Source organism: Microbacterium hydrocarbonoxydans (assembly GCF_000956475.1).
Taxonomy (GTDB): Bacteria; Actinomycetota; Actinomycetes; order Actinomycetales; family Microbacteriaceae; genus Microbacterium; species Microbacterium hydrocarbonoxydans_A.
The window spans coordinates 1,084,263-1,108,640 of record NZ_JYJB01000010.1; the positions used below are offsets into that span (position 1 = coordinate 1,084,263).

The 24,378-nt window shown below is 68.6% G+C and carries 25 protein-coding genes, 2 pseudogenes and 1 riboswitch; of the genes and pseudogenes, 14 read left to right on the forward strand and 13 right to left on the reverse strand.

Translation table 11 applies throughout. From position 1 onward, the window contains the following. Nucleotides 1–42 precede the first annotated feature (42 nt). The 5 genes from gcvH to RS84_RS17795 form a co-directional block, all read right to left on the reverse strand. Nucleotides 43–420: a glycine cleavage system protein GcvH gene (gene gcvH, locus RS84_RS17775; RefSeq protein WP_045259040.1), complete on the reverse strand. Its 378-nt coding sequence runs from the start codon at nt 418–420 to the stop codon at nt 43–45. Next, complete coding sequence (gene gcvT / locus RS84_RS17780; RefSeq protein ID WP_045259041.1) at nt 417–1,523, reverse strand: glycine cleavage system aminomethyltransferase GcvT; 1,107 nt, start codon at nt 1,521–1,523, stop codon at nt 417–419. Before gcvT ends, gcvH begins: the two co-directional genes overlap by 4 nt. A 140-nt stretch (nt 1,524–1,663) precedes the next feature. Then, a riboswitch (glycine riboswitch) is annotated at nt 1,664–1,757 on the reverse strand. A gap of 63 nt (nt 1,758–1,820) precedes the next feature. Continuing rightward, nucleotides 1,821–2,744 (reverse strand): carbohydrate ABC transporter permease, encoded by a 924-nt coding sequence (locus RS84_RS17785; RefSeq protein WP_414738824.1) that lies wholly within the window; start codon nt 2,742–2,744, stop codon nt 1,821–1,823. After that, nucleotides 2,741–3,703 (reverse strand): carbohydrate ABC transporter permease, encoded by a 963-nt coding sequence (locus RS84_RS17790; RefSeq protein WP_082062252.1) that lies wholly within the window; start codon nt 3,701–3,703, stop codon nt 2,741–2,743. Before RS84_RS17790 ends, RS84_RS17785 begins: the two co-directional genes overlap by 4 nt. A 67-nt stretch (nt 3,704–3,770) precedes the next feature. Beyond that, nucleotides 3,771–5,108, reverse strand: a complete 1,338-nt coding sequence (locus RS84_RS17795; RefSeq protein WP_045259042.1) for an extracellular solute-binding protein — start codon at nt 5,106–5,108, stop codon at nt 3,771–3,773. Nucleotides 5,109–5,349: 241 nt separating this feature from the next. Here RS84_RS17795 and RS84_RS17800 point away from each other — a divergent pair, with 241 nt between their 5' ends. The 7 genes from RS84_RS17800 (at nt 5,350) to RS84_RS17830 (ending at nt 12,938) form a co-directional block, all read left to right on the forward strand. Continuing rightward, entirely contained in the window at nt 5,350–6,060 is a 711-nt protein-coding gene (locus RS84_RS17800; RefSeq protein ID WP_045259043.1) for an NUDIX hydrolase, read from the forward strand. Beyond that, complete coding sequence (nadA, locus tag RS84_RS17805; RefSeq protein WP_045259044.1) at nt 6,057–7,382, forward strand: quinolinate synthase NadA; 1,326 nt, start codon at nt 6,057–6,059, stop codon at nt 7,380–7,382. Before RS84_RS17800 ends, nadA begins: the two co-directional genes overlap by 4 nt. Then, nucleotides 7,379–8,872, forward strand: coding sequence for an L-aspartate oxidase (nadB, locus tag RS84_RS17810; protein WP_045259045.1), 1,494 nt, complete (start codon nt 7,379–7,381; stop codon nt 8,870–8,872). The genes nadA and nadB overlap by 4 nt, the downstream gene beginning before the upstream one ends. Next, nucleotides 8,872–9,723 (forward strand): carboxylating nicotinate-nucleotide diphosphorylase, encoded by an 852-nt coding sequence (nadC, locus tag RS84_RS17815; protein WP_045259046.1) that lies wholly within the window; start codon nt 8,872–8,874, stop codon nt 9,721–9,723. The genes nadB and nadC overlap by 1 nt, the downstream gene beginning before the upstream one ends. Then, entirely contained in the window at nt 9,723–10,853 is a 1,131-nt protein-coding gene (locus RS84_RS17820) for a cysteine desulfurase family protein (protein ID WP_045259047.1), read from the forward strand. Before nadC ends, RS84_RS17820 begins: the two co-directional genes overlap by 1 nt. Nucleotides 10,854–11,110: 257 nt before the next feature. Next, nucleotides 11,111–12,058, forward strand: a complete 948-nt coding sequence (locus tag RS84_RS17825) for a glycosyltransferase family 2 protein (RefSeq protein WP_235281524.1) — start codon at nt 11,111–11,113, stop codon at nt 12,056–12,058. A 106-nt stretch (nt 12,059–12,164) separates the two neighbouring features. Next, nucleotides 12,165–12,938: an SDR family NAD(P)-dependent oxidoreductase gene (locus tag RS84_RS17830; RefSeq protein WP_045259049.1), complete on the forward strand. Its 774-nt coding sequence runs from the start codon at nt 12,165–12,167 to the stop codon at nt 12,936–12,938. 3 nt (nt 12,939–12,941) lie between these two features. On the opposite strand, the gene RS84_RS17835 is transcribed toward RS84_RS17830, so the two are convergent. After that, nucleotides 12,942–14,984 (reverse strand): ABC transporter ATP-binding protein, encoded by a 2,043-nt coding sequence (locus RS84_RS17835; protein ID WP_152641868.1) that lies wholly within the window; start codon nt 14,982–14,984, stop codon nt 12,942–12,944. Nucleotides 14,985–15,141: 157 nt separating this feature from the next. Here RS84_RS17835 and RS84_RS17840 point away from each other — a divergent pair, with 157 nt between their 5' ends. Beyond that, entirely contained in the window at nt 15,142–16,620 is a 1,479-nt protein-coding gene (locus RS84_RS17840) for an MDR family MFS transporter (protein ID WP_045259051.1), read from the forward strand. A 29-nt stretch (nt 16,621–16,649) separates the two neighbouring features. Here RS84_RS17840 and RS84_RS19505 read toward each other — a convergent pair whose 3' ends face one another. Further along, nucleotides 16,650–16,808, reverse strand: coding sequence for a hypothetical protein (locus tag RS84_RS19505; protein ID WP_200892034.1), 159 nt, complete (start codon nt 16,806–16,808; stop codon nt 16,650–16,652). A gap of 132 nt (nt 16,809–16,940) precedes the next feature. Between RS84_RS19505 and RS84_RS17845 the strand changes: the two genes are divergently transcribed. From RS84_RS17845 to RS84_RS17855, 3 genes are read left to right on the forward strand one after another with little or no spacing between them, the layout of a single operon-like run. After that, a complete protein-coding gene (locus RS84_RS17845; RefSeq protein WP_045259052.1) occupies nt 16,941–17,546 on the forward strand; it encodes a carboxymuconolactone decarboxylase family protein in 606 nt (201 codons plus the stop codon). Between the two features lie 23 nt (nt 17,547–17,569). Next, the gene (locus RS84_RS17850) at nt 17,570–18,154 is read left to right on the forward strand and encodes a 1-acyl-sn-glycerol-3-phosphate acyltransferase (RefSeq protein WP_045259053.1); all 585 of its coding nucleotides are present in this window, start codon (nt 17,570–17,572) and stop codon (nt 18,152–18,154) included. Nucleotides 18,155–18,187: 33 nt separating this feature from the next. After that, nucleotides 18,188–18,691 carry a DUF6328 family protein gene (locus tag RS84_RS17855; RefSeq protein ID WP_052676451.1) on the forward strand — a complete coding sequence of 168 codons (504 nt, stop codon included), beginning with the start codon at nt 18,188–18,190 and terminating at the stop codon, nt 18,689–18,691. A gap of 14 nt (nt 18,692–18,705) precedes the next feature. On the opposite strand, the gene RS84_RS17860 is transcribed toward RS84_RS17855, so the two are convergent. Then, nucleotides 18,706–19,251, reverse strand: coding sequence for a Dps family protein (locus tag RS84_RS17860; RefSeq protein WP_045259055.1), 546 nt, complete (start codon nt 19,249–19,251; stop codon nt 18,706–18,708). A 167-nt stretch (nt 19,252–19,418) separates the two neighbouring features. Here RS84_RS17860 and RS84_RS17865 point away from each other — a divergent pair, with 167 nt between their 5' ends. After that, nucleotides 19,419–19,715: a Fe-S cluster assembly protein HesB gene (locus RS84_RS17865; protein ID WP_045259056.1), complete on the forward strand. Its 297-nt coding sequence runs from the start codon at nt 19,419–19,421 to the stop codon at nt 19,713–19,715. Nucleotides 19,716–19,773: 58 nt separating this feature from the next. Here RS84_RS17865 and RS84_RS17870 read toward each other — a convergent pair whose 3' ends face one another. Next, a complete protein-coding gene (locus RS84_RS17870) occupies nt 19,774–20,295 on the reverse strand; it encodes a hypothetical protein (RefSeq protein ID WP_045259319.1) in 522 nt (173 codons plus the stop codon). Between the two features lie 363 nt (nt 20,296–20,658). Between RS84_RS17870 and RS84_RS19775 the strand changes: the two are divergent. Beyond that, a pseudogene (locus tag RS84_RS19775) lies at nt 20,659–20,745 on the forward strand (hypothetical protein); the annotation flags it as partial. Nucleotides 20,746–20,948: 203 nt separating this feature from the next. Here the strand turns inward: RS84_RS19775 and RS84_RS19780 are convergent. Next, a pseudogene (locus tag RS84_RS19780) lies at nt 20,949–21,053 on the reverse strand (zf-HC2 domain-containing protein); the annotation flags it as partial. Then, nucleotides 21,050–21,556: a sigma-70 family RNA polymerase sigma factor gene (locus tag RS84_RS17880; RefSeq protein WP_045259058.1), complete on the reverse strand. Its 507-nt coding sequence runs from the start codon at nt 21,554–21,556 to the stop codon at nt 21,050–21,052. The gene RS84_RS17880 and the pseudogene RS84_RS19780, both read right to left, overlap by 4 nt. A gap of 94 nt (nt 21,557–21,650) precedes the next feature. Between RS84_RS17880 and RS84_RS17885 the strand changes: the two genes are divergently transcribed. Next, nucleotides 21,651–22,097, forward strand: coding sequence for a DUF2231 domain-containing protein (locus tag RS84_RS17885; RefSeq protein ID WP_045259059.1), 447 nt, complete (start codon nt 21,651–21,653; stop codon nt 22,095–22,097). Between the two features lie 7 nt (nt 22,098–22,104). Here RS84_RS17885 and RS84_RS17890 read toward each other — a convergent pair whose 3' ends face one another. Together RS84_RS17890 and RS84_RS17895 are read right to left on the reverse strand one after the other, a co-directional pair. Next, nucleotides 22,105–22,746: a DUF1345 domain-containing protein gene (locus RS84_RS17890; RefSeq protein WP_045259060.1), complete on the reverse strand. Its 642-nt coding sequence runs from the start codon at nt 22,744–22,746 to the stop codon at nt 22,105–22,107. Further along, on the reverse strand, nt 22,743–24,338 hold the full coding sequence (locus tag RS84_RS17895; RefSeq protein WP_045259061.1) for a cation:proton antiporter family protein: 1,596 nt from the start codon (nt 24,336–24,338) through the stop codon (nt 22,743–22,745). The genes RS84_RS17890 and RS84_RS17895 overlap by 4 nt, the downstream gene beginning before the upstream one ends. Nucleotides 24,339–24,378 lie beyond the last annotated feature (40 nt).

The following is a 24,378-nucleotide window of genomic DNA, read 5'->3' on the forward strand; positions in this document are numbered from 1 at the left end:
GGTGTTCCGATGTGACGATCGGCGAAAGAGACCACTTGGGGATCAGCCCTCCGTGAGTGCGACGTACGCGTCGCGGTCGAGCAGCCCGTCGACGGCGCCGGCAGCGGCCGAGACCTTGATGAGCCAGCCGCCCTCGAACGGCTCGGAGTTCACGAGGGAGGGGTCGTCGACGACCGCGTCGTTGATCTCGACGACGGTGCCCGCGACCGGGGCGTAGAGCTCGCCGACCGACTTGGTCGACTCGATCTCACCGACCACGGAGCCCGCGGTGATCTCGGTACCGACCGCCGGGAGCTCGACGAACACCACGTCGCCGAGCTTCTCGGCCGCGTAGTCGGTGATGCCGATCGTGAGGGTGTCGCCGTCAGCGGCGATCCACTCGTGCTCGTCGGTGTACTTGAGTGAATTGAGATCGGTCATTTTGTCCTCCGGTAGAAAGGCAGGGCGGTCACGGTCGCGGGGATCCTGGTGCCCCGCACGTCAAGGAATACTGCGGTTCCCTCTTCCGCGGAAGACGGAGTCACGTAGGCCATCGCGATCGGGTGGCCGAGCGTCGGGCTCAGCGCGCCGCTCGTGATCTCTCCGAGCACGGCGCCGTCTTCGGAGACCACCGCGTATCCGGCACGGCCGGCGCGCTTCCCCGAGGCTTCGAGGCCGACGAGGACCGCGGCGTCGGCCGCGGCGTCCACGCCATCCTTGCCGACGAAGTTCTCCTTCGTGGTGACGACGACGCGGCCGAGCCCGGCCTGTGCAGGCTTCGTGTCGAGGCTCAGCTCGTGGCCGTACAGCGGCATGCCCGCCTCGAGTCGGAGGGTGTCGCGCGCGGCGAGGCCGGCGGGCACGAGACCGTGCGGCTCGCCGGCGGCGAGCGCGGCATCCCACAGCGAGGTCGCATCCTCTGCGGCGACGAGCAGCTCGAAACCGTCCTCGCCGGTGTAGCCGGTGCGTGCGAGCAGGAGCGGCTTGCCCGCGTAGGTCGCCGTGGCCCAGGCATAGTACTTCTGCTCGGCCCACGGGACGCTGACCTCGTTGATGCCATGCGTGGCAGCGAGAATCGCCTCCGCGTTCGGCCCCTGCACCGCGATCAGCGCGTAGTCGTCCGAGACGTCGACGACGCTGACGTCGTAGCTGCCGGTGCGCGCCGAGAGCGCTTCTCGGACGGCGTCGCGGTTGCCGGCGTTCGAGATGATCAGGAAGTCGTCGTCCTGCAGGCGGTACACGATCACGTCGTCGATGATGCCGCCGGTCTCGGCCAGCAGCAGCGAGTACTTCGCCTTGCCGACCGCGAGAGCCGAGAGGCGCCCCGCCAAGGCGTAGTCGAGGTAGTCCGCGGCGCCCGCGCCGCGGATCGTGAACTCCGCCATGTGCGAGATGTCGAAGATGCCTGCCGACTTCCGTACGGCGTGATGCTCGGCGAGGTCGGACGTGTAGCGCACCGGCATCTGCCAGCCGCCGAAGTCGGTGAACGATGCACCGAGCGCCTCATGGCGCTCGCGCAGCGGGGTGTAGCGGGGATCGGACATGGAGTTCTCCCGGGCGTGGGCGGGCGGAACGGCGACACCGCCGGTCCTCGGAACTCCCCCTCTGTCATGGGCCTGAGAGCTTCGCCCTGAGCAGGGCTTTCACCGTCGGCGGATGCCGGAGCATCTCTTTCCAGAGCGGCCGGACGTGAGCGGTGGGGGTGCCTGAGAGATTGGCGGGGAGGCTTGCTCCTTCGGCGCCCGGCTGTGTGCACCGGGCTCTCCCGCACACGTCATGCGGCCTGTGTTCGATTGTGGTCCCAGTCTAGCCTGATCGGCCCAGGGCTCCAGGGCCGGGTCTCACCCCTTGACCGCGCCCGAGACGAGCCCGCTCGTCATCCGTCCCTGCACGATCACGAAGAAGACGATGACGGGGATCGCCACGATGGTCGACGCCGCCATCACCTGACCCCAGTCGATCGCCTGCGTGGCGCTCTGCTGCACGAAGCCGCGCAGCCACAGCGGAAGAGTCCGGTTGTTCTCCATGATGACGAGGGCCACGGTGAACTCGTTCCAGCACTGCAGGAACGCGAAGACCCCTGACGCCACCAGCCCTGGTGCGAGCAGCGGCAGGGTGATGCGCACGAACGCCTGCGTCCGGCTGAGGCCGTCGATCATGGCCGCCTCCTCGAGCTCGACCGGCACTCCTGCGACGAACCCGCGCAGCATCCAGATCGTGAACGGCACGACGGCTGCGACGTAGAGGATGCTCAGCCCGAGCACGTTGCTGAGCAGCCCGAACGCGGACATCATCTTGTACTGGGCGATGAACAGCCCCTCCGCCGGAAGCATCTGGATCAGGAGGATCGTGACGATGAACGACACGCGACCGCGGAAGCGGAACCGGCTGATCGCGATCGACGCGAGGAAGGCGAACGTCAGGCACACCGCCACGGAGAGCAGCGTGACGCCCACGCTCACGGCGAGTGCGGAGAAGAAGGAGGGCGTGAGGACCGCCGCGAAGTTGGAGAGCGAGCCGCCGACCGGGAAGAACGTCGGCGTGAAGGACTCGAGCGTCGCCGTCGAGAGCATGGACGAGTTGATCATCCAGTAGACGGGGAACACCCAGATCAGCGCCAGGATCAGGGCGAGGCCGCTGAGCAGCCATCGGCCGACGGCGAACGGCCTTCGGCGCACGGGGATGCTGTGCTTCTGCACTCGCGTCTTCTCCACGCGTGCGGCGGCGGATGCCGCGGGGCGGGCCGTGGTCGTTGCAGACGTCACCGACTCTCCTCCTTCACGAGGTTGCGGACATAGAACCAGCTCAGCGCGATCGTGAGCGCGAGCACGAAGATCGACATCGCGGCGCCGCCGCCGAAGTCGAGACCCGCGACGCCGGTCTTGTAGATGTAGGTGCCCAGCAGGTCGTAGTCGGTCGACTTGGGGCCCGCGTCCTGCAGCAGCGTGATCTGCGCGAACACACGGAGATCCCAGATCAGGTTCAGGAGCAGCACGATCGCGATCACGGGCTTGAGCACCGGGAAGATGATGAAGCGGAATCGCTGCACAGCACCGGCGCCGTCGAGATGGCTCGCCTCGAGCACCTCGCCGCTCACCTGGGTGAGTCCGGCGAAGGCCGAGAACGCGACGAACGGCACCGACATCCAGACGATGATGATCGAGGCGACCGTGAAGAAGAGCAGCGGCGTCGTGCCGATCCAGTTGAAGCCGTTCATGTCGACGCCGGGGATCAGGCTGAGCAGGTAGTTGACGACGCCGCGCTGGCGGTCGAAGAGCCAGATGAAGACGGTCATGGCGGCGATCACAGGCATCGCCCAGGCGAGCAGCAGTGCGATCTGCAGAACGAATCTCGCGACGGCGTGAACCTTCGTCATCAGCAGAGCCAGCAGCACCCCGATAACGATCGTGATGAAGGCGGTGACCAGGCAGAAGATCACTGATCTCGTGACGACGGCCCAGAACGTGCTGTTGCCCGCGATCGCGATGTAGTTGTCGAACCATACGAAGTCGGGCGCCTTGCCGCCCAGCTGCTGGAGGGCGCCGTACTTCTGGAACGACGTGACGATCTGCCAGACGACCGGGTAGCCCATGCCGAGCAGCAGGACGAGAACGGCGCCGAGGATGAGGAGGTAGGGAGCGAGCGCGATGCGCCGTGCCGAGGGTTCGGTGCCCCCCTTCCTCGCGCGCTTCTCGCGCCTGACGGGAACGACGGTGGTGGTCATGAGCGGGGTCTCGCCTGTCTCTTCGGGTGTCCGGGGATCGGGCCAGCCCGATCCCCGGACGGAAATGTCAGCCGTTGATGACCTCATCGATCTTGGCGTCGTACTCCTTGGCGAGGGCGGCGACGTCGCCGCCCTCGGCGATCTTGCCGAAGAACTCCTCGAGGATCTTCTGACCCTCGACCGCGGCCCAGCCGGGAGCGGCCGGCGTGAGCTTGGAGCCGAGCGCGGAGTCGATCAGGGCCTTCGCGAACTGGTCGTCGCCGAGATCGCCGACGAAGTCGACGTTCGCGGGTCCCAGGCCGTTCTTCGCGAGCATGCTCTGGTACTCATCCGAGAAGATGATCCGCAGCAGCTCCTTCGCGCCGGCCTGGTTCTCGCTCTTGGCGGAGATGCCGATGTTGGAGCCGCCCGCGAAGACCGGAGCGACCGTTCCCTCTTCGACCCCGGGAAGCGGGAAGACGCCGAAGGTGGCGTCGTTCCACTCCCGCACCTCGGCGCCCTTGTCGTCGTCACCGGTGTAGTCGCCGATCGACCAGTGCGCCCAGCCGGGAGCGATGATCGTCGCCGCCGTGGGTGCCGCCCCGTTCTTGTCGTTGTTGATGTTGATCCACGGCGTCGAGTCGTCTTCGGTCGCCGGCGCGTTCGAGGCGCTCGTGAAGATCTCCTGGAACTGCTCGAGGCCCGCGATCGTCTTCGGGTCCGACAGCGACGACGACCACTTGTCGCCGTCCTTCACGGCGAGCTCTCCCCCGTTGGCGAAGATCCACGAGATGCCGTTGCGCCAGTCCTGGCCGCCGATGTAGAAGCCCGACTGCGAGTCCGTGCGCAGCTTCGCGACCGACTCGCCGAACTCGTCCAGCGTCTTCGGGACATCGAGTCCCGCAGCGGACCAGATGTCCTTGCGGTAGGTGATGTAGCGGGAGCCGAAGTAGTACGGCAGGGCGTACTGCTTTCCGTCGACCTCGCCGACTTCGACGAACGACGGGAGCAGCTTGTCGCCGCCCAGATCCTCGTAGATCGGGCTCAGATCGGTGAATGCCCCGGCTGTGGTGAAGGTGGGCGACCAGGTGTTGCCGATCTCCGTGACGTCGGGGGTGTTCTTCGCGTCGGGGAGCTGGTTGGTCAGCTTGGTGAGCGCATCGCTCCAGTCCTGCTGCTCGATCGTGAGCTTTCCGCCGGTGGCGTCGGCGTAGGCGTCGATCAGGTACTCGCGCGCTTCGTCCGGGGTGTCGCCGCCCATCACCCAGAAGGTGATGTCCTGCCCCTTCGCCGCCTCGGCGTCGAAGCCTGTCGCCTCAGGGGCGTCGCCCCCGCCGCCGGTTCCGCAGGCCGTCAGGCCGAGGGCGAGGACGGATGCCCCCGCCACCGCGGCGAGCGCTGTCTTGCGCCGTCCGTTTCGGATCATTCTGGTGTTTCCTCTCGGTGCTGCACTGCAGGAGGGATCTCCGGATGGAGTGAACCCCGGTCGGGGTTCGGGGAAACCCTCGAAGGGGTTTGTTAGGACAGTAACCTAACAAACCCCATCGGGGGTGACAAGGGTCATCGCCGTCGGGAGATAACGTTTCGGACTCGACGGACTGTGACGTCATCGACTGGCAGTAAGTGTCACGCAGACACTAAGATCGTGAAAGGAGGTTAAGGTAGCTATGACTCAAAGCATAAGAGTGGCGGTGTCGACAGTCATCCTCACGTTGCGCCGTGCGGAGTCCGGCGAGGCCGTGCTCGCCCTGCCCCTCGTGCTGCGCACCCGCGAGCCGTTCGCCGATCAATGGGCGCTCCCTGGCGGGTGGCTCACGTCCGCGGAGTCGCCGGTGGATGCATCCGCCCGCACCCTGTCCGAGACCACGGGTCTCGCTCCCAGCTACCTCGAGCAGCTCTACGCGTTCGGCGCCGTCGACCGCTCCCCCACCCGGGTCGTCTCGATCGTCTACTGGGCTCTGCTTCGTCAGGACGATGTCGACGCGCAGAGCGAAGCACATCGGGCATCAGGGCACGCACCGGAGAACGTGCGCTGGTTCGATGTCCACGATCTGCCGCAGCTCGCCTTCGACCACGCGAAGATCATCGAGTACGCGCTGTGGCGACTGCGGAACAAGGTCGGCTACAGCCGCGTCGCGCACGGGTTCCTTCCCTCGGAGTTCACGCTCGCCGATCTCCGCGAAGCCTACGAGGCGATCCTCGGCAAGAACCTCGATCCCGCCAACTTCCGCCGCCAGGTCGAGGCCTCGGGAAATCTGCTCCCCACCGACCGCTTCCGCACCGGAAGCCACCGTCCTGCCCGCCTGTACCGCTACAACACCGACGTCGCGCTGGCCGATCGCGGTCCGCTCGGCCCCGAAGAAACGAGCATCCGATGACCACCATCATTCCGGTGACCCGGCTCGACCCCTCCGTCGATCACCACCTGCAGGCGATCGTGAGCGGAGCGTCGACGGACGCCACCTGCAGCACAGATCTCGCGGCGGGCCCGTGGGACTTCGACGCCCGCCCGGGCTATGGTCCCGGCTCCTCGATGGGTGACGTGATTCCGACCGGCGCTCCTCGGCAGGGCGAGCTTCCTGCCGAGTACCGCGAGGCGAGCGAGGCCGAGCTCGACGCCCGAATCCGTGCGGCGAAGCACACGCTCGGCGACCGAGTGGTCGTGCTCGGGCATTTCTACCAGCGCGAAGAGGTCGTGCAGCACGCGGACTACGTGGGCGACTCCTTCCAGCTCGCGACGGCCGCCAAGAGCAGGGCGGATGCCGAGGCGATCGTCTTCTGCGGCGTGCACTTCATGGCCGAGACCGCCGACCTGCTCTCGACACCCGAGCAGGCGGTCATCCTGCCGAACCTCGCCGCCGGCTGCTCGATGGCAGACATGGCCGACATCGACCAGGTCGAGGACTGCTGGGAGCAGCTGGGCGAGATCTACGGCGACATGGATGCTGTCGATGCCGACGGCCGCGTCCCCGTCATCCCCGTGACCTACATGAACTCCTCCGCGGCCATCAAGGGCTTCGTCGGGCGGCACGGCGGCATCGTGTGCACGTCCTCGAACGCGAAGACGGTGCTGGAGTGGGCCTTCGAGCGGGGGCGCCGGGTGCTGTTCTTCCCTGATCAGCACCTGGGGCGGAACACCGCCAAGGCCATGGGAGTGCCGCTCGAGCGGATGCCGATGTGGAACCCGCGCAAGGCGCTCGGCGGATCGACGGCGTCCGAGCTGGAAGACGCGCAGGTCATCCTCTGGCACGGCTTCTGCTCGGTGCACCGCCGCTTCACAGTGGCGCAGATCGAGCAGGCGCGCGCCGAGCACGCCGGCGTGCGCGTGATCGTGCACCCCGAGTGCCCGATGGAGGTCGTCGACGCCGCGGATGAGGCGGGCTCGACCGACTACATCCGCAAAGCGATCGAGGCCGCGACCGAGCCCACCACCTTCGCGATCGGCACCGAGATCAACCTCGTCCGCCGTCTCGCGGCACAGTTTCCGCAGCACGAGATCTTCTGCCTCGACCCGGTGGTCTGCCCGTGCTCGACCATGTACCGCATCCACCCCGGCTACCTCGCGTGGGTGCTCGAAGAGCTCGTGGCCGGCCGCACCCCCAACCGCATCACGGTGTCGGACGACGTGGCGGCCCCTGCTCGGGTCGCCCTGGAGCGGATGCTGGCGGCGAAGCCGCCGGTCGGGGCGGGGACGAGATGAACGTCGTCGTCGTCGGCTCCGGTATCGCGGGCCTCACCGCCGCGCTGCACGCGCAAGAGGCGGGGCACCGCACGCGCATCGTCACGAAGGGCGCGCTCGGCGACGGCAGCACCGGATTCGCGCAGGGCGGCGTCGCCGGGGTGTACGGGCCGCGGGATTCGGCCGAACGACATGCCGCCGACACGCTGGATGCGGGTGCCGGTCTGTCGGACGCCGCCGCCGTGGACGTGCTCGTGCACGAGGCGTCCGCCCGCATCGCCGAGCTGATCGCGCGGGGAGTCGCGTTCGACCGCTCCCCCGACGGTGAACTGCTGCTGGGCCGCGAGGCCGCTCACAGTCACGCGCGCATCGTGCACGCGGGCGGGGATGCGACGGGCGCCGCGATCTCGCAGGCGCTGGTCGCGGCCGTCCGACGCACGACGATCGAGGTGATCGAGCACGCGTTCCTGGTCGATCTGCTGGTCCGCGAGCACGCCGTGCGCGGCATCCGCGTGCTCATCGGCGATCTCGTGTCGGATCTCGAGGCGGATGCCGTCATCCTCGCGACCGGGGGCGCCGGACACCTGTACGCCCACACCACGAATCCCGTCGGCACGACCGGCGACGGGATCGCGGCGGCGATCCGCGCGGGAGCCGCTGTCGCAGACCTCGAGTTCGTGCAGTTCCACCCGACGATCCTCGCCTCGGAGCCGGCGTTCCTCGTGTCGGAGGCCGTGCGCGGCGAGGGCGCGACACTGATCGACGATGAAGGGCGGCGCTTCGTCTTCGACGCCCACCCCGATGGCGAACTCGCCCCGCGGGACGTCGTGTCGCGCGCGATCGCGCGCCAGGGGGCCCGGCAGGAGTCGCCCGTGCGGCTCGATGCCACGATGCTCGGCGCCGAACGGCTCGCGAGCCGGTTCCCCACGATCGACCGGGTGACGCGTGAGCGCGGCTTCGACTGGTCTCGCGAGCCGATTCCTGTGACGCCCGCGGCGCACTATCTGATGGGCGGGATCGTCACCGACCTCGACGGCCGCACGAGCCTCACCGGACTCTCGGCTGTCGGCGAGACCGCCCGCACCGGGGTGCACGGCGCGAACCGCCTCGCGAGCAACTCGCTGCTCGAGGGGGCCGTGTTCGGCGCTCGCGCCGCCGAGGCTCTGGGTGCTCCGACCCCGCATCCCGTGTTCCGGTCGCTGACCGGGTCGACTCCCTCACGTCCTGAGGACCAGGTTCGCGACCGGAACCATCAGGAGAGCTTCTCTCGCGCAGCGCTGCAGCAGCTCATGTGGGATGAGGTCGGGCTGCTGCGTACGGAGAACGGGCTCGCGCATGCGCTGGCGACCGTCCGCGCCTGGCGCGAGGCCATGGATACCCCCGCGACCGTGCCCGAGCACGAGGATGCGAATCTCCTCCTGCTCGCCGAGGCGACCGCATCCGCTGCTCTGACCCGCACCGTCAGCGTGGGCGCCCACTACATCGAAACCTCGGAACTGGAGAGAGTCTGATGCTCACCGCTGTCACCATCACCCGCGTCGTCGGCGCTGCACTCGAGGAGGACGCCCCCTGGGGCGATCTGACCAGTACCGCACTGCTGCCGGAGGAGGCGACGGCGACCGCCGACCTCGTCGCTCGCGAATCCGGTGTCTTCAGCGGAGGGCAGGTCTTCACCGCCGCCTTCGCCCTCACCGATCCCGCACTCACGATCGACGTGCACGTGGGCGACGGCGACGAGTTCGCGGCCGGCGACGTGCTGGCGTCGGTGTCGGGATCGGCGCGCAGCATCCTCACCGCCGAGCGCGTCGCGCTGAACTTCACGCAGCGCATGAGCGGCATCGCAACGCTGACCGCCGCCTTTGTGCGCCGGATCGCCGGCACGAAGGCGCGCATCGCCGACACCCGCAAGACCACCCCGGGACTGCGCGCCTTCGAACGGCACGCAGTCGCCTGTGGCGGAGGGCGCAACCACCGGTACTCGCTGTCGGACGCCGTGATGGCCAAGGACAACCATCTCGCCGTGCTGCAGCGCTCGGGTGCCGACCTCGCCACGGCTCTGCGGCAGGCCTTCTCGCGACTGCCGCACACCACGCACGTGGTGGTCGAAGTCGATCGGCTGGACCAGATAGAGGCGGTGCTCGACGGCGGAGCGCACACCGTGCTGCTCGACAACTTCTCATTAGGCGACCTGCGCGCAGGAGTCGCGCTGATCGGCGACCGGGCGCAGGCGGAGGCCTCGGGAGGCGTCGACCTCGACACCGTCCGCGGCATCGCTGAGACAGGCGTCGATGTGATCTCGGTCGGCGCCCTGACGCATTCCGCGCGCGCGCTCGATCTGGGCCTGGACGTGCGGATCGACTGATGCTGTACCTCGACCATGCCGCCGCCTCCCCCGTGCGCTCCGAGGTCCTCGACGCGATGCGCCCGTACCTGACGGGCGTGTTCGGCAATCCGTCGAGCCACCACACCGTCGGGGAGGCTGCGGCGAGCGCACTCGAGGACGCCAGGCGTCGCGTGGCGCGAGTGCTCGGGATGCGGGCGGGAGACGTCGTGTTCACGAGCGGCGGCACCGAGGCGAACAACCTCGCGGTGAAGGGCATCGTGCTCCGATCCGACCGTCGGCATCTCGTCGTCTCCCCCATCGAGCACGAGTCGATCCTCGAGTCGGCGGACTACCTCCGCCGTCTGCATGGGGTCGAGGTGACGTCGCTCGAGGTCGATTCGGCGGGGAGGATCAGTGCGGATGCCGTGGCCGCCGCCATCCGCCCCGACACCGCCCTGGTCGCGATCGGTCATGCGAACAACGAGATCGGCACGGTGCAGGATGTGGCGGCGATCCGCACCCTGACGCAGGACGCGGGCGTGCTGCTGCACGTCGACGCGGTGCAGTCGGCCGGCTGGCTGCCCCTGGACGTTCTGGGGGCGGATGCCGTCGCGGTCGCCGGCCACAAGCTCGGCGCCCCGAAGGGCATCGGGGCGCTGGCGGTTCGCGGGCGCATTCCCCTGGAGCCGCTGCTGCACGGCGGCGGGCAGGAGCGAGGTCGGCGCTCCGGCACCGAAGACGTCGCGGGGGCCGTGGCGCTCGTGACAGCCCTGGAGCTGGCGGATGCCGAGCGTGCGGCGCTCTCGGCACAGGTGGGCGCTGACACGCAGCGGTTCATCGCGGATGTTCTCGCCGCGGTTCCGCAGGCTCTGCTCACGGGAGATCCGGTGCACAGGCTTCCCGGCACCGCCAGCTTCACGTTCGCCGGGGTGAGCGGCGAAGCGGTGCTGCTCGAACTCGAGCGTCGGGGGGTCGTCTCCTCGAGCGGGTCGGCGTGCGCGGCGGGGAGCGACGAGCCCTCGCATGTGCTCCTTGCCTGCGGCATCCCGCCCGAGGTCGCCCAGACCTCGGTGCGCTTCACGTTCGGCAGGACCCCGCTGCCCGACGGCGCACCTGCGCAGCTCGCCGCGCTCGTCGGCGAGGCGGTCCGCGCGGTTGCGCGGGGGTAGCGCGGGTCGCCTCGAGCGAAACGGCTGACTGCCGCGTTTCGTCTCGCTGCGCTCGCTCAACGACCCGGGAAGAGACCCGGTCGTTGAGCGAGGGAGCGCCAGCGACCGAGACGAAACGCGTGCCTCCTGCATCGAGGTCGGCTGACGACATCCCGGATCGCTGCGCTCGCTCAACGACCGAGGCAACGCGCGCTTGTCAAACCACATCGGCGGACGGCCGTGCGCCCGGACTGCGCAGGGGTCCATAGACTCGGCTGGTGACTGCATCCCACCCGATAGTGACGATGATCGTGCCCGGCCGCGACATCGCCGCGTTCGCCGCGGCAGCCCTCGATTCCCTCCGCGCGCAGACGGAGCCGCGATGGAGGGCGATCCTGATCGACGACGGCTCGGTCGACGCGACAGCGGAGATCTTCGCGGATGCCGCAGCATCCGATCCCCGATTCCGCATGATCCGGCACGAGGAGTCGATCGGCCTCGGCGGTGCTCGCAACGCGGGGCTCGAACTCGTCGACACCGAGTTCCTCGGGTTTCTCGACGGCGACGACGAGCTCGCGCCCACCGCCCTTGAACGCCTCACCGGAACGCTGGCCGAGACCGGCAGCGACTTCGCGGCCGGCGCCTACGTGCGCTCGCGCTTCGACGGCGAGCGCTACGTCCCTGGTCGAGTGCAGCCCTGGGTCGCGGCCGCCACCGATCCCGCCCGCTCTCGCACGACGATCTTCGAGCACCCGCGCGCCTCCGCCAACATCGTCGCCTGGTCGAAGGTCAGCCGCACCGAGTTCTGGACGGACCTCCGATTCCCCGAGGGCGTCGCCTACGAGGATCAGATCGTCGCCCAGCGGATGTACACGCACGCCCGCGCCTTCGACGTCATCCCCGACGCCGTGGTGCGGTGGAGGCTTCGCGCCGACGGCTCCTCCATCACGCAGGGCAGAGCGCGTCTGCCTGTGCTGAGGGACTATCTCACGGCTCTCCGCGGCGGCATCGACGTGCTGCGAAGTGCCGGGGCGCACGGCGCCGTGACCGCTAGGCTCGAGCTCATCCTCACCATGGATGTGCCGCCGCTCCAGGAGATCGCCGGCACCCATCCCGACCCCGCATACGCCGCGGAGGTCTCGGCCTTCATCGCCGAACTGCGGTCACTGCCCGAGTTCGCCGACGCCCACCCAGACCCGTCTCTCGTCGCGGCCCTCGCCTGGTGACCGCGACCCTCTTCGGAGAACCGGGCCGACGCTCGTGCCCTCGGCAGCCCCATGCGGGTGCCCGGGCGAGCGGCATCCGTCCGCGTCCTCCAGAATCAGGACTCTCATGAACGACTATCTGCACTCCCTCTTCGGCCTGGACGGCCGCACCGCGATCGTGACCGGCGGCAGCTCCGGCATCGGCCGAGGCATCGCCACGGCTCTCGCTCGCGCGGGCGCCGCGACCGTGATCGTCGCCCGCGGGGCCGACCGAGTCGAGGAGACGGTCCGCGAACTGGTGGATGCGGGCTGCCGCGCCGCTGGCATCGTCGGCGACCTGAGCACGCGAGAGGGCATCCGCTCGATCGCCGAAGCCGCGACCGAGCCCTTCGGCGAGCCGGACATACTGGTGAACTCGGCCGGCATCAACATCCGCCCCTCCTTCGCCGACATCACCGAGGACGACTGGGATGCGACGCTGACCGTGAACACGCTCGCCCCTTTCCTGCTCGGGCAGCGCTACGCAGTCGGCATGGCCGAGCGCCGCTACGGCCGACTCATCCACATCAGCTCGCAGCAGGCGCATCGCGCGTTCGTCGGCAGCGGCATCTACGGCGTCTCCAAAGGCGCGGTCGAATCTCTCATGCGCTCGGAGGCGGAGGCATGGGGCGGCACGGGCGTCACCAGCAACACGCTGGTTCCGGGCTTCGTGCTGACTCCGCTCAACGCCCGCCTGCAGGAGGACCCGGAACAGATCGCGGCGCTCGCCGCTCGAACCATGATCGGGCGCAACGGGGTTCCCGACGACTTCGCAGGCGCTGCGGTGTTCCTCGCGGGAGCGGGCTCGGCCTACGTCACCGGGCATTCGCTGTTCGTGGACGGCGGGATGTCGGCGCACTGAACCTCAGTCGACGGCCGGATACTCCCGATCGTCGACGCGCGGTGCATCGAGCAGGGGGACGGGTGCGGTGAGCGCGGCCACCGCATCCGCTCCCGCGGAATCCGAAGGGGCCCGGTCTGCACGGCGCCCCGCCAGCGGTGCCTCCATTCCCCCGCTCACGACCTCCTCGATCACCGCTTCGGTCTCGAGAACCCTCGATGCCGCCACCTGCTGCTCGGCGAGCTCGGCGTACAGCCCGCCGCGCGCAAGCAGCTCCGAGTGCGTTCCCGACTCGACGATCACCCCGGCGTCGAGCACATGGATCATGTCGGCTCCCATGACGGTCGAGAGTCGGTGAGCGATGGTGAGTGTGGTGCGGCCCTTCGCCGCCTCGTCCAGCGCCTCCTGCACGACCCGCTCCGACACCGTGTCGAGTGCCGACGTGGCTTCGTCCAGAAGCAGCACGGGCGGATCCTTCAGGAGCACTCGTGCGATCGCGATGCGCTGCTTCTCACCGCCGGAGAGCCGGTACCCGCGTTCGCCGACCACCGTGTCGTACCCCTGCTCGAAGCCCGCGATGATGTGATGGATGTTCGCCGCGGTGCATGCCGCGATCATCTCGGCCTCTGTGGCACCGGGCTTCGCGTACAGCAGGTTCTCGCGGATAGTGGCATGGAACAGGTAGGTCTCCTGCGACACGATCCCGATCTGGTCGATGATCGACTCCTGCGTCAGCGTGCGCACGTCGGCGCCTGCGAAGAGGACGGACCCGCCATGGGCCTCGTACAGTCTTGGGGCGAGGTACAGGATCGTCGTCTTGCCGGCCCCTGAGGGCCCCACGAAGGCGACGTGCTGCCCCGGCTCCGCGGCGAAGGAGACGCCCTGCAGAGTCGGGCGCGCGTCGGGCGCGGCATCCGGATAGCGGAACACGACGTCGCGGAACTCGATGCGTCCGAGCGGCCCCGGCGCCGCCTCGACGGGCGAGGCGTCAGGCGCGTCTGTGATCTCGGGAACCAGATCGAGGTACTCGAAGATGCGCGCGAACAGGGCCGACGAGGTCTGCAGGTCGAGCGAGACCCGCATCAGCCCCATCAGCGGCATCAGCAGGCGAGCCTGCACCGTGGTGAAGGCGACAACGGTGCCGGCCGTGATCGCCCCGGTGCCGCCGGCGATCAGGTAGCCGGACACGAGATAGATGATCGCCGGCACGGATGACATCAGCACCTGCACCACGGCGAAGAAGCCCTGGCCGCTCATGGCCCGCCGCACCTGCAGCTTCACCTGGTTGCGGTTCTCGGCCTGGTAGCGAGCGGCTTCGGTGCGCTGCCGGTTGAACGACTTCGACAGCAGGATGCCGGAGACGCTCAGCGTCTCCTGGGTGATCGAGGTGAGCTCCGACAGCGACTCCTGCGTCTCACCGGCGATGCGGGCCCTCAGCTGACCCACGCGGCGCTGCACGAGGATGAGGAACGGCATGAGCACGACGGCGATCAGCGTCAGCCGCCAGTCGATGAGGATCATGGCCACGAGCGATGCGACGACGGTCACCGTGTTGCCGAGGATGCTGGTGACGGTGTTCGTGAGCACGCCGGACACCCCGCCGACGTCGTTCTGCAGGCGCGACTGGATCACGCCGGTCTTGGTGCGGGTGAAGAATCCGAGCTCCATCGCCTGCAGATGGTCGAACAGGCGCACCCGCAGGTCGCCCGTGACGCTGTTGCCGACGGTCGAGGTGAGCCAGGTCTGCGTGACGCCGAGGGCGGCAGAGAGCAGGAACAGCCCGATCATCGCGAGCACGAGGCGCAGCAGCAGGTCGAGCTGCGGGCCTCCTCCGGCGACCGGGAAGAGCGCGTCGTCGAATATCCGCTGCACGATCAAGGGCGGGATGACGGCGATCGCGGCGCCGATGATGACGAGCGCTGCCGTGAACCCGATCCGCCACAGGTACGGGCGGAACAGCGAGACGACGCGGGCACCCAGCCGCTCGATGCGCGGGGCGGCCGCGTTGATGCGGCGCTGCGCCGCAGCATCCACCCCGTGGAATCCGCCTCGTCCGCCCATGCTCATCCTGTCAGCGTAGTCAGCGGCGCCGACACGAGGAGCGGTTCTGCCCGGAGCGGATTCCTGAGAATTCGGAATGAAATGTCTGAGCATCCCGTTACGCTGAATGACTCTCGTGCATCCGCACGTCTTCCCCCCTTTTCCGACGCCTTCAGGAGGCCCCATGTCTGCCGTCGACACCGGCTCCATCTCCACGCCCCCTGCCACAGCCCCCGGAGCCATCTCGCCCAGGGACATGCGCGTGATCTGGCTGCTGCTCGTCGCCGCCTTCGTCGCCATCCTCAACGAGACGACGATGGGCATCGCAATCCCCCATCTGAACACCGATCTGGGCATCCCGCCCGAACTCGGCCAGTGGCTGACGAGCGCGTTCATGCTCACCATGGCCGTGGTCATCCCGACGACCGGATTCATCCTGCAGCGGTTCACGACCCGTCAGGTGTTCATCGCCGCGATGATCGCGTTCTCGACAGGCACCCTGGTGTCGCTGCTCGCTCCCGGGTTCCCCATGCTGCTCGTCGGCCGCGTGATCCAGGCCAGCGGGACCGGCGTCATGATGCCGTTGCTGATGACCACCATCATGAACGTCGTGCCGCCGCAGTCGCGCGGTCGCATGATGGGCCGCGTCGGAATGGTGATCTCGCTCGCCCCGGCGATCGGCCCCACGCTCGCCGGCGCCGTGCTCGAGGTCTTCAACTGGCGCGTGCTGTTCGCCATCATCCTGCCGATCGCGATCGTGTCGCTCGCCATGGGCGCGAAGTGGATGACGAATCTCGGCGAGACCCGCGAGGTCCCGCTCGACCTGCTGTCGATCCCGCTCGCCGCACTCGGCTTCGGCGGCGTGGTCTTCGGACTCAGCCAGTTCGGCGGCGAGGGCGGCTCAGGCGAGACGACCGGCATCGTCTCACTCGTCGTCGGCGCCATCGCGCTCGGACTCTTCGTGTGGCGCCAGCTGGTGCTGCAGCGCATCGATGATGCACTTCTCGATCTGCGCGTGTTCCGCTCGCGCAACTACACGTTCGGCGTCGTCATCATGGCGATCCTCGCCCTGTCGATGTTCGGCACCCTGACGCTGCTGCCGCAGTATCTGCAGAACGTGGCCGGACTCGGCTCGTTGGAGTCGGGACTCATCCTGCTCCCCGGCTCTGTGCTGATGGGGCTGCTCGGGCCGATCATGGGCCGCATCTACGATTCGCGCGGCACCCGCACCCTGCTCATCCCTGGAACCCTCCTGGTGTCGGCCGCGCTGTTCTACTACTCGACCGTGGGCGAGCACACCGTGTGGTGGGTGCTGATCATCGTGCAGTCGGCGATGTCCGTCGGCCTGGCGATGTCGTTCACACCCCTGTTCTCGGCCTCGCTCGGCTCGCTGCAGCGGTCGCTCTACTCGCATGGCTCGGCCGTGCTCAACACGCTTCAGCAGGTCGCGGGCGCTGCGGGCGTGGCGGTGCTCACCGTCACGTACTCCGCGATCCTGCACGCGGGTGAGGACGAGGGACTGCCGAGCGCGGTCGCAGGAGCGCCCGGTGCTCGCATGGCGTTCCTGATCGCCGCGATCATCTCGCTCGCGGCCGTCGCGCTGAGCCCGTTCGTGGTCAAGCCGGCCGACGACGCCGGCGGGGAGTTCCCCAGCGGGCACTGACCGGCGGTGACAGACGGCGACGTCTGCCGCTACTCGGCCTTCTCGACGGAGGGCGCCGGGTAGTGGCAGACGCCGCCGCTGCAGTACCCGGCGGCAGCGCTGCCACCGAGCAGGTCGAGTGTGCCGAGCAGCGGCGGCAGGCCTTCTTGCCCGCCCGCCCCTTCGGCTTCCCGCGCTGATTCAGTCATCCTTCGATCGTACGCCTGCCGGAACAGGGTGGCGCGAAATGCCCTTATGACAGCGTGCGCCGGAGCGTACCCTGGCGACAGGAGCCTGGGGCTGCTTCATGCGTCTCCCGGTGCGCACGCGAAGGAGCTGCCATGATCATCACGCCGCCGGCGATCGACGATGCGACGGGCCACGTCGCCGAGATGTACGCGACCGATGTCGATGACGACGGCTTCGTCTTCGCCCATACCCAGGCGATGGCGCTCAATCCTGAGGCCCACGAAGCATTCCTGACCCTGATCAAGGCCATCGTCCCCTCCATCGGCATTCGCGGGTACGAGGCGGCGACGCTCGGCGCAGCGCGCGCGATCGGGTCGGGCCATTGCCTGCTCATGCACGGCCGAAAGACCGTGCGCGCCGGAATCGTGGACGAGGATGGACTGTCCGACTTCGCGCGCGGCGACGACAGTGCATTCGGCGAAGCCGAGCAGGTGATCATCAGCTATGCGCAGCGACTGTCGACCGATCCGGCTTCGATGACGGATGCCGACACGCAGGCCCTGAGGGATGCCGGCTACTCCGACCGGCAGATCGTCGACATCACCTTGGCGGCGGCGGCTCGCAACTACTTCAGCCGCGCGCTCCTCGCCCTCGCCGTCCCGCTCGACGAGGTGCCAGGGCTGGGCCCTTCCGTGTCAGAGGCGCTCCGCGGCGCTGCGTCCGGTCACTCTCCTGTCGGCCCGACAGCAGATCTCTAGCTCCGTTCCCATACGGTTGACGGATGCTCACACGCTTCATCGCCCGAGTCTTCTGGACGTTCAGCCGCTGGACGCTGCACACCGAACCCGCGCCGACGCGCCCGACGGTGCTGATCGGCGCCCCGCACACCTCGAACTGGGACTTCGTGCTGATGCTCGCGATCGCGTGGCGCCTCGGCATCGACGTGCACTGGCTCGGCAAGAAGAGCCTGTTCCACGGCTGGCGCGGTCCGATCATGCGTCGGCTGGGGGGTATCCCCGTGGACCGCGCAGACCCCGCGCGGGTCGTGGGCGATGTGGTCGACCAGGTGAACTCTGGATCGGTGTTCGGCCTCGTCGTCACCCCCGACGGCACGCGCGGCGGCAACGCCTACTGGAAGAGCGGGTTCTATCGCATCGCACGGGAGACCGGGATGCCGGTGACCCTCGGATTCGTCGACCGCACCACGTTGACGTGCGGGCTCGGGCCGACCTTCGACCTCACCGGAGATGTGGTCGCCGACATGGATCGGATCCGCGCGTTCTACGCGGACAAGGCCGGCGTGCGCCCCGAACGACGCACGGAGCCGCGTCTGCGCGAAGAAGCCGAACCGCCCGCTGCCCTCTAGACTCCCCCGCTCCGATCCCGCAAGACTGGGATGATGAGCACGGATCCAGTCACCGACGACCGCGCGGACGGGCGCGACGAGACGCCGAACGAGCGCGCCGACCGCAACTGGGACGAGCTGATGCAGGAGCTGCGCGTCATGCAGACGGGCACGCAGATCCTCACCGGGTTCCTGCTCGCGGTCGCGTTCCAGCAGCGCTTCACCGATCTCGACGCCTTGCAGCACGACCTCTACATCGTGCTCGTGGCCCTGTCCGCAGTGGCGACCGTCCTCTCGCTGGCCCCGGTGGGCATGCACCGCGCCCTGTTCGGGCGGCGCCGCAAGCCCGAGCTCGTACGTCTCGCCTCACGCATCGTGAAGATCGATCTGTTCGTGATCGGCCTGCTCACCGCTGGTGTCACCACGCTGATCGTGGACTTCACGGTCGGCCGCACAGCAGGGGCCGTGACCCTTGTGGTGACGCTGCTCGCGGTGCTCGCGCTGTGGGCCTGGCTGCCTCGCGCCGTCAGGACGCGCTCGCGCCGAGAGACCACCTGATACGGCGCGCGCTGTCAGCGACCGGCGGGCGTCCGGTTCTCGGCGCTCACCATCCAGGCGAACTGCTCGAGTCGCTCGATGATCGCGTGCAGGACGTCGGCGGAGGTCGGATCCTCTTCGTCGACCGCGTCGTGGACGTCTCGCATGGTCTTCACCGCGGCCTCAAGCCGCTCGGTGACCAGATCGATGGTCTCTTCGGTGGAGACCTCGCCTGTGGGGAACTGCGGCAGAGAGGTCGTCGAGGCGATCGTGCTGCTGCGGCCGTCTGGCACGAGATGGAGGGCCCGCATCCGCTCGGCCACCGTGTCGCTGAAGACCCTGGCATCGTCGATGATCTCGTCCAGCTGGCGATGCGTGTCGCGGAAGTTCCTGCCCACGACGTTCCAGTGCGCCTGCTTGCCCTGAATGGCAAGCTCCAGCAGGTCGACGAGCACCGCCTGCAGCGAGGCGCCGAGCTTCGCGGATGCTGTGAAGCCCGACTCGGCGTTCTGCTGGGGTGTCCTCTTCGCCGTGCGGGTCGTCTTCGCGGAGCTCTTGGTGGTCTTCGTGTTCTCAGGCATGTGTGTGTCCTCCTGCCCGGAACGCTAGGCCCCGAGGCGCGTCGGATCCCAGGGGGTTGACACGGATGAGCGCCGGGCGCAAGGGGGTTGAGGGTCGAGTCCTGTGTCCGGAAGCATGGCCCGGACATGCCGTGACCTCGGTATGCCCCAACCCGGAAGGAGAGCGCATGCTCACCCTCACCGACAACGCCACCGCGATCGTGACGACTCTGGTCAGCCGCCAGACCGACGCGGCCGATGCGGGTCTCCGGATCCACTCGACCCCTGCCGGCCCCGAGAGCGAAGCTCGTCTGGCCGCGGGAGTCGCCGAGCACCCCGAGCCGGAGGACCAGGTCGTCGAGCTCTCGAGCACCCGCGTGTTCGTCGACGCGCCCGCGTCGGCCGCACTCGACGACAAGATCCTCGATGCCGGCGTCGACGAGGCCGGCGCCGTCTCGTTCACAGTGCTGCCTCAGGCCGTCTGAGCCTCGACGTATTCAGGATGCCGCGGCCGATCGGCCGCGGCATCCGCTCGTTCCCGCCCTAACCGGCCATGCGCTCCCCCGCGGAAGTGAGCACCCACCAGACGCCGCCGACGCCCTGGCCGTTGACATCTCCGGCCGCCGCGTCGCCGGCGAAGTAGTACAGCGGCCAGCCGTTCAGCGTGACCTGGGTCGACCCGTCCGCCGTCGTGATCGTGCCGACCTCGCCCGTGACGCCGTCGAGCGTCGGCGTGCCGTCTGTCGTGAGCGGCGGCCAGTTCGTCAGGCACTCCCCCGTGCACGAGCTCGCGCCCGACCCCTGGGTGTCCTTGTCGAACATGTAGAGGGTCATGCCCTCGCCGTCGACGACGACCTCCCCGAGCGATGAGTCTGCGACCATCAGCTCGGCCGCGCCTGCATCATCCGCCGGCGTGCTCGCCTCCTCGGACGGACTTGCGTAGGCGCCTCCGCCGCTGTCATCCGAGCCACCACCCGCCCCGCCTGAGGGCGAGGAGCACGCGGTGACGGTGAACGCCATGACCAGCGCGGCGAGCGCCGCGGTCTTCCTGAATCTCGAGAGCATGTCGAACCTCCTGTGCAGGACCGCGGGTGCGGTCACGGGGTACACGAGAGAGCGCACTCCCGGGTTCACAGGGCGTCGGCGTCGGTGCGCATGAGGACCTCGCCCGTGCGCACCGAGCGGATCTCGACGGCGGCGATTCCGGATGCCGGCAGCTCGGTGCCCGCGCTGAGCTTCGCCGTCGTCCCGGGCCGAGCACGCCAGGTCGACAGCACGCTCTCGGTGCCGTCGTCGGAGACCACGACCATCGCGTAGGCCCACCCGTCGGCCGGAGCATCGTCAGAGGGCCCGTAGACGCAGGTCATGTCGAGACGCGTTCCCCAGGCGACGTCTGCGAGAGTGACGCTCGCAGACAGGGGCGCATCGATGACCTGTTCGAGTGCGACCGTCCGAGACGGCGGCTGCAGGAGTGTCGATGCCACCGGCACCCCGACCGCCGTGACGGCGATGACCGCCGCGGCAGCCGCGGCGATGATCCACGTTCGCCGACGGCGCCGCTGCTGGGCCTGGGCGAACGAGAGCACGCGGGCCCGGTGCTCAGCGGGCGGCGACTCGGGCTCGGTCGCGAGCAGGAGCGACTGCGCCCGCTCCGGTGAGATGCGCGACAGCAGGCCGAGCGTTGGCGCGACCTCGCCGATCGCGGCGCGGCACTCGGGACAGCGGGCAAGATGCTCTTCATACGCGAGCCGGTCAGCGGCGCTGAGCGCGCCGAAGAGGTACGCGGCGTCCCACTCGGCGAATCGCTCATGGTCGGCGTTCATCGCGTCACTCCCCTCTCCTGGAGCCCGAGGCGCAGTGCCCGGAGTCCGTAATGCAGTCTCGACTTCACGGTTCCCTCGGGAATCGTGAGCTCCTCGGCGATCTCCGCGACGGTCAGTCCGCCGTAGTAGGCCCTGACCACGACCTCGCGGTGCGCGAGCGAAAGCCCCGCGAGCGCCTCCTCGATCAGGATGGCGTCGAAGATGGAGTCCGTCGCATCGCGGACCGCAGACTCGGGAGGCTCGTCGGTCGTGACCTCGCGCCGGCGACGTGCGCTTCGGGCATCGTCCACCACCAGGTGACGGGCCACCGTGTACATCCACGAACGCGTCGTCTCCGGGTCGTCGGCGAGGATGCGCGGCGTGCGCCATGCCCGCAGCAGGGTCTCCTGCACGACGTCATCCGCCCCGCTGCGATCCCCCGTGAGATGCACGACGTACCGCCAGATCGGCCCCGCGTGCGCGTCGTAGAGCGCGCCCAATCGATCCGCGTCGTCGCTCGGCATCCGCTCACCTCCCCGTCATGTCCTGAAGGAGACACGGGATCGGCTCGCCGAGAGTTCATCTGAACCTCGAATGGTCTCGTCCCGTGTCACGAGTATGGACCTCTTCGAGATCGCCGGGCTCCCGCTTCATCCGCTGATCGTGCACGCCGTGGTCGTGCTCGTCCCCCTCACCGCCCTCGCACTCGTGCTCGGCTCGCTGTTCCCCGCCGTCCGACGACGCCTCGGTGTCGTGACGCCGATCGCCGCGCTCCTCGTGCTGGCGCTGATCCCGGTCACCGTGCTCGCGGGTGAAGCGCTCGCCCAGCAGGTGGGTCCGGTGCCGGCGGTCGTGAGACATGCGGAACTGGGGCGGATGCTGTGGCCATGGACCGCGGCCATGTTCCTCGTCGCCGTGGCGCAGTGGTGCTGGCATCGCTTCGGCGCACCAGGGCGAGTGACACGCGTGATGCTCGCCGTGCTCGCGATCGTCAGCGCCGCAGGCAGCACGATCATGGTGGTGCTCATCGGCGAAGCCGGAGCGCGCGCGGTCTGGGGCGGGTGAGCGGGCTTCAGCCGAGCCCGACGACGAGATTGATGATCGAGGCGAGGATGACGGTGCCGAACAGATAGCTCAGAAGCGTGTGCGCGATGACCATGCGCCGGATGGCGTTGGCCTCGACGTTCGTGTCGGAGACCTGATAGGTCATGCCGAGGTTGATCGAGAAGTACACGAAATCGGTGTACTCAGGATCTTCGCGCTGATTGAAGTCGATCCCGCCTGCGGGGTCTGCATGGAACATGCGCGCGTAGCGCAGCACGTACTCCATCTGGATCAGCGCCCACGACGCCGCGACGCTCACCGCAGCGACCGCGGCGAGCACGTACCTTCCCGGGCCGTGCATCTGCTGCGCCTGGATGCTCACGACCAGCACTGCAGCGAGGCTGATGACGCTCCCCAGAGTCGAGATCAGCCGCGCCGCCCTGCGACCCGGAGCTTCGAGAGTGGCGTGCTCCCTGGTCGACGCAGCATCCATCGGCCAGATGAGAAGCAGCACCCAGATGACGTTCACGAGAGCGAAGGCGGCCCAGCCGGAGAGGATGCCGGCGATGACGTCGAGCAGCGGGACCACGATCACGCCCACGACGACGCCCGCAGCGATCGACAGCAGGGTGCGCATCCACACGGCGGTTCGGGCGGAGCGAGCGATCATTCTTGGATGCTACCCGGAGCCGCCGCGTCGTCCTCGCCCATCGCGAGACCGGCCAGGGTGTACCCCGCCCCGGCGTAGATGTTGAGCACGCCGTCGACGCCGCCGGCGGCGAGGTGCTCGACCTGGTCGGGATGCTGGGCGACGGCGACGACCCGGCCGTCGAAACCGGCTTCGTTCAGTCGCTCCAAGGCGAAGGAGTTGGATCCGTGGAACGCCATCGCCAGGACCACGGTCTTCACGAATCCGCCCGAGACCAGCCGGCTCCAGAACTCCAGATCGGTCGCGTCGCCTTCCAGCACGTTGAGTCCGTCGGCTTCCAGGCGGGCGATCACGGCGTGATCGTTGTCGATGCCCAAGACGCGCAGTCCGCCCTCATCCACGAGACGCTCGTATGCGGCACGGCCTACGCGCCCCATGCCCAGCACCACGACGTCCGATCCGCTGGTGTCGATGGGCCGGTCGGCGGGCCGCAATCTGGAGACCTGCTGAGCGGGAAGCCAGGTGAGCGCGGTGATGAGCCGCAGTCCGTGCGCGTTCGCGATCGAGGACGCCACCATGCTGAGCGCCACGGCGATCGCCACGACGGTGAGCCATCGCTCTGTGAGAAGGCCGGCACCCACGCCGAAGGCTGCGACGATGATCGAGAACTCCGAGAAGTTGCTCAGCACCAGTCCCGTCCTGATCGCCGTGCGGTTGCGCAGGCCGAACAGGCGACCGAGCCAGACGAATCCGATGAAGGTCAGCGGCAGCAGCACGACGCACAGCAGTACCGCGAGCGTCGCATCAGCCCACGTGGGGTGCGCATCCATCCCGATCAGCAGGAAGAACCCGACGAGGAACAGCTCCTTCACGCTGAACAAGGCCTTCGACATCTCGATGGCCCGCCGATGCGTCGCGAACAGCAGTCCCATCGCGAGGGCTCCCACGTCGCCCGTGATCCCGACCGCCTCGAACGCGAGATAGCCGGGTCCGAGCGCCATCACCACGCCGAAGAGCACCAGCAGCTCGCCATGGCCGATGACGTCGAGGAGCCGGCGCAGAAGCCACGCCAGCGGGAACAGCAGCAGCAGGGCGAAGGCCCAGGGGCTCGGCGGCTCGTCCGCGTTCACCGTGATGAACGCGACCGCGACCACGTCCTGCAGCACGAGGACGGCGATAGCCGTCTGCCCGTACAGCGAACCGTCATCCGAGCGGTCCTCGAGCACCTTGACGCACAGCACCGTCGAGGAGAAAGACAGGGCCAGTCCCACGAGCGCGAGGGTTCGCCATCCGTCGACGGCGGCGAATCCGATCGCGGCGGCGGCCGCGACGGCGCCTGCCCCCATGAGCACGCTGAGCACCATGTGGATCGCGGTGGTGCCATACGCCTCGGGGCGAAGAAGGGAGCGGATGTCGAACTTCAGCCCGATCGTGAACAGCAGAAGGGTCACGCCGATGTCGGCGACTCGCTCGAGTCCCACGAACGGCTCGATGTGCATGGCGCCGAGCACGAAGCCCGCGGCGAGGAAGCCCACCAGGGCCGGGACGCGCAGCAGATGCGCGATCGTGCCGAACGCGGCGGCGACGATCAGAGTCAGCGCGATGACGTCCACGGCACCCTCGTCTCATCCCTGATGCAGACTCTACAGAGGG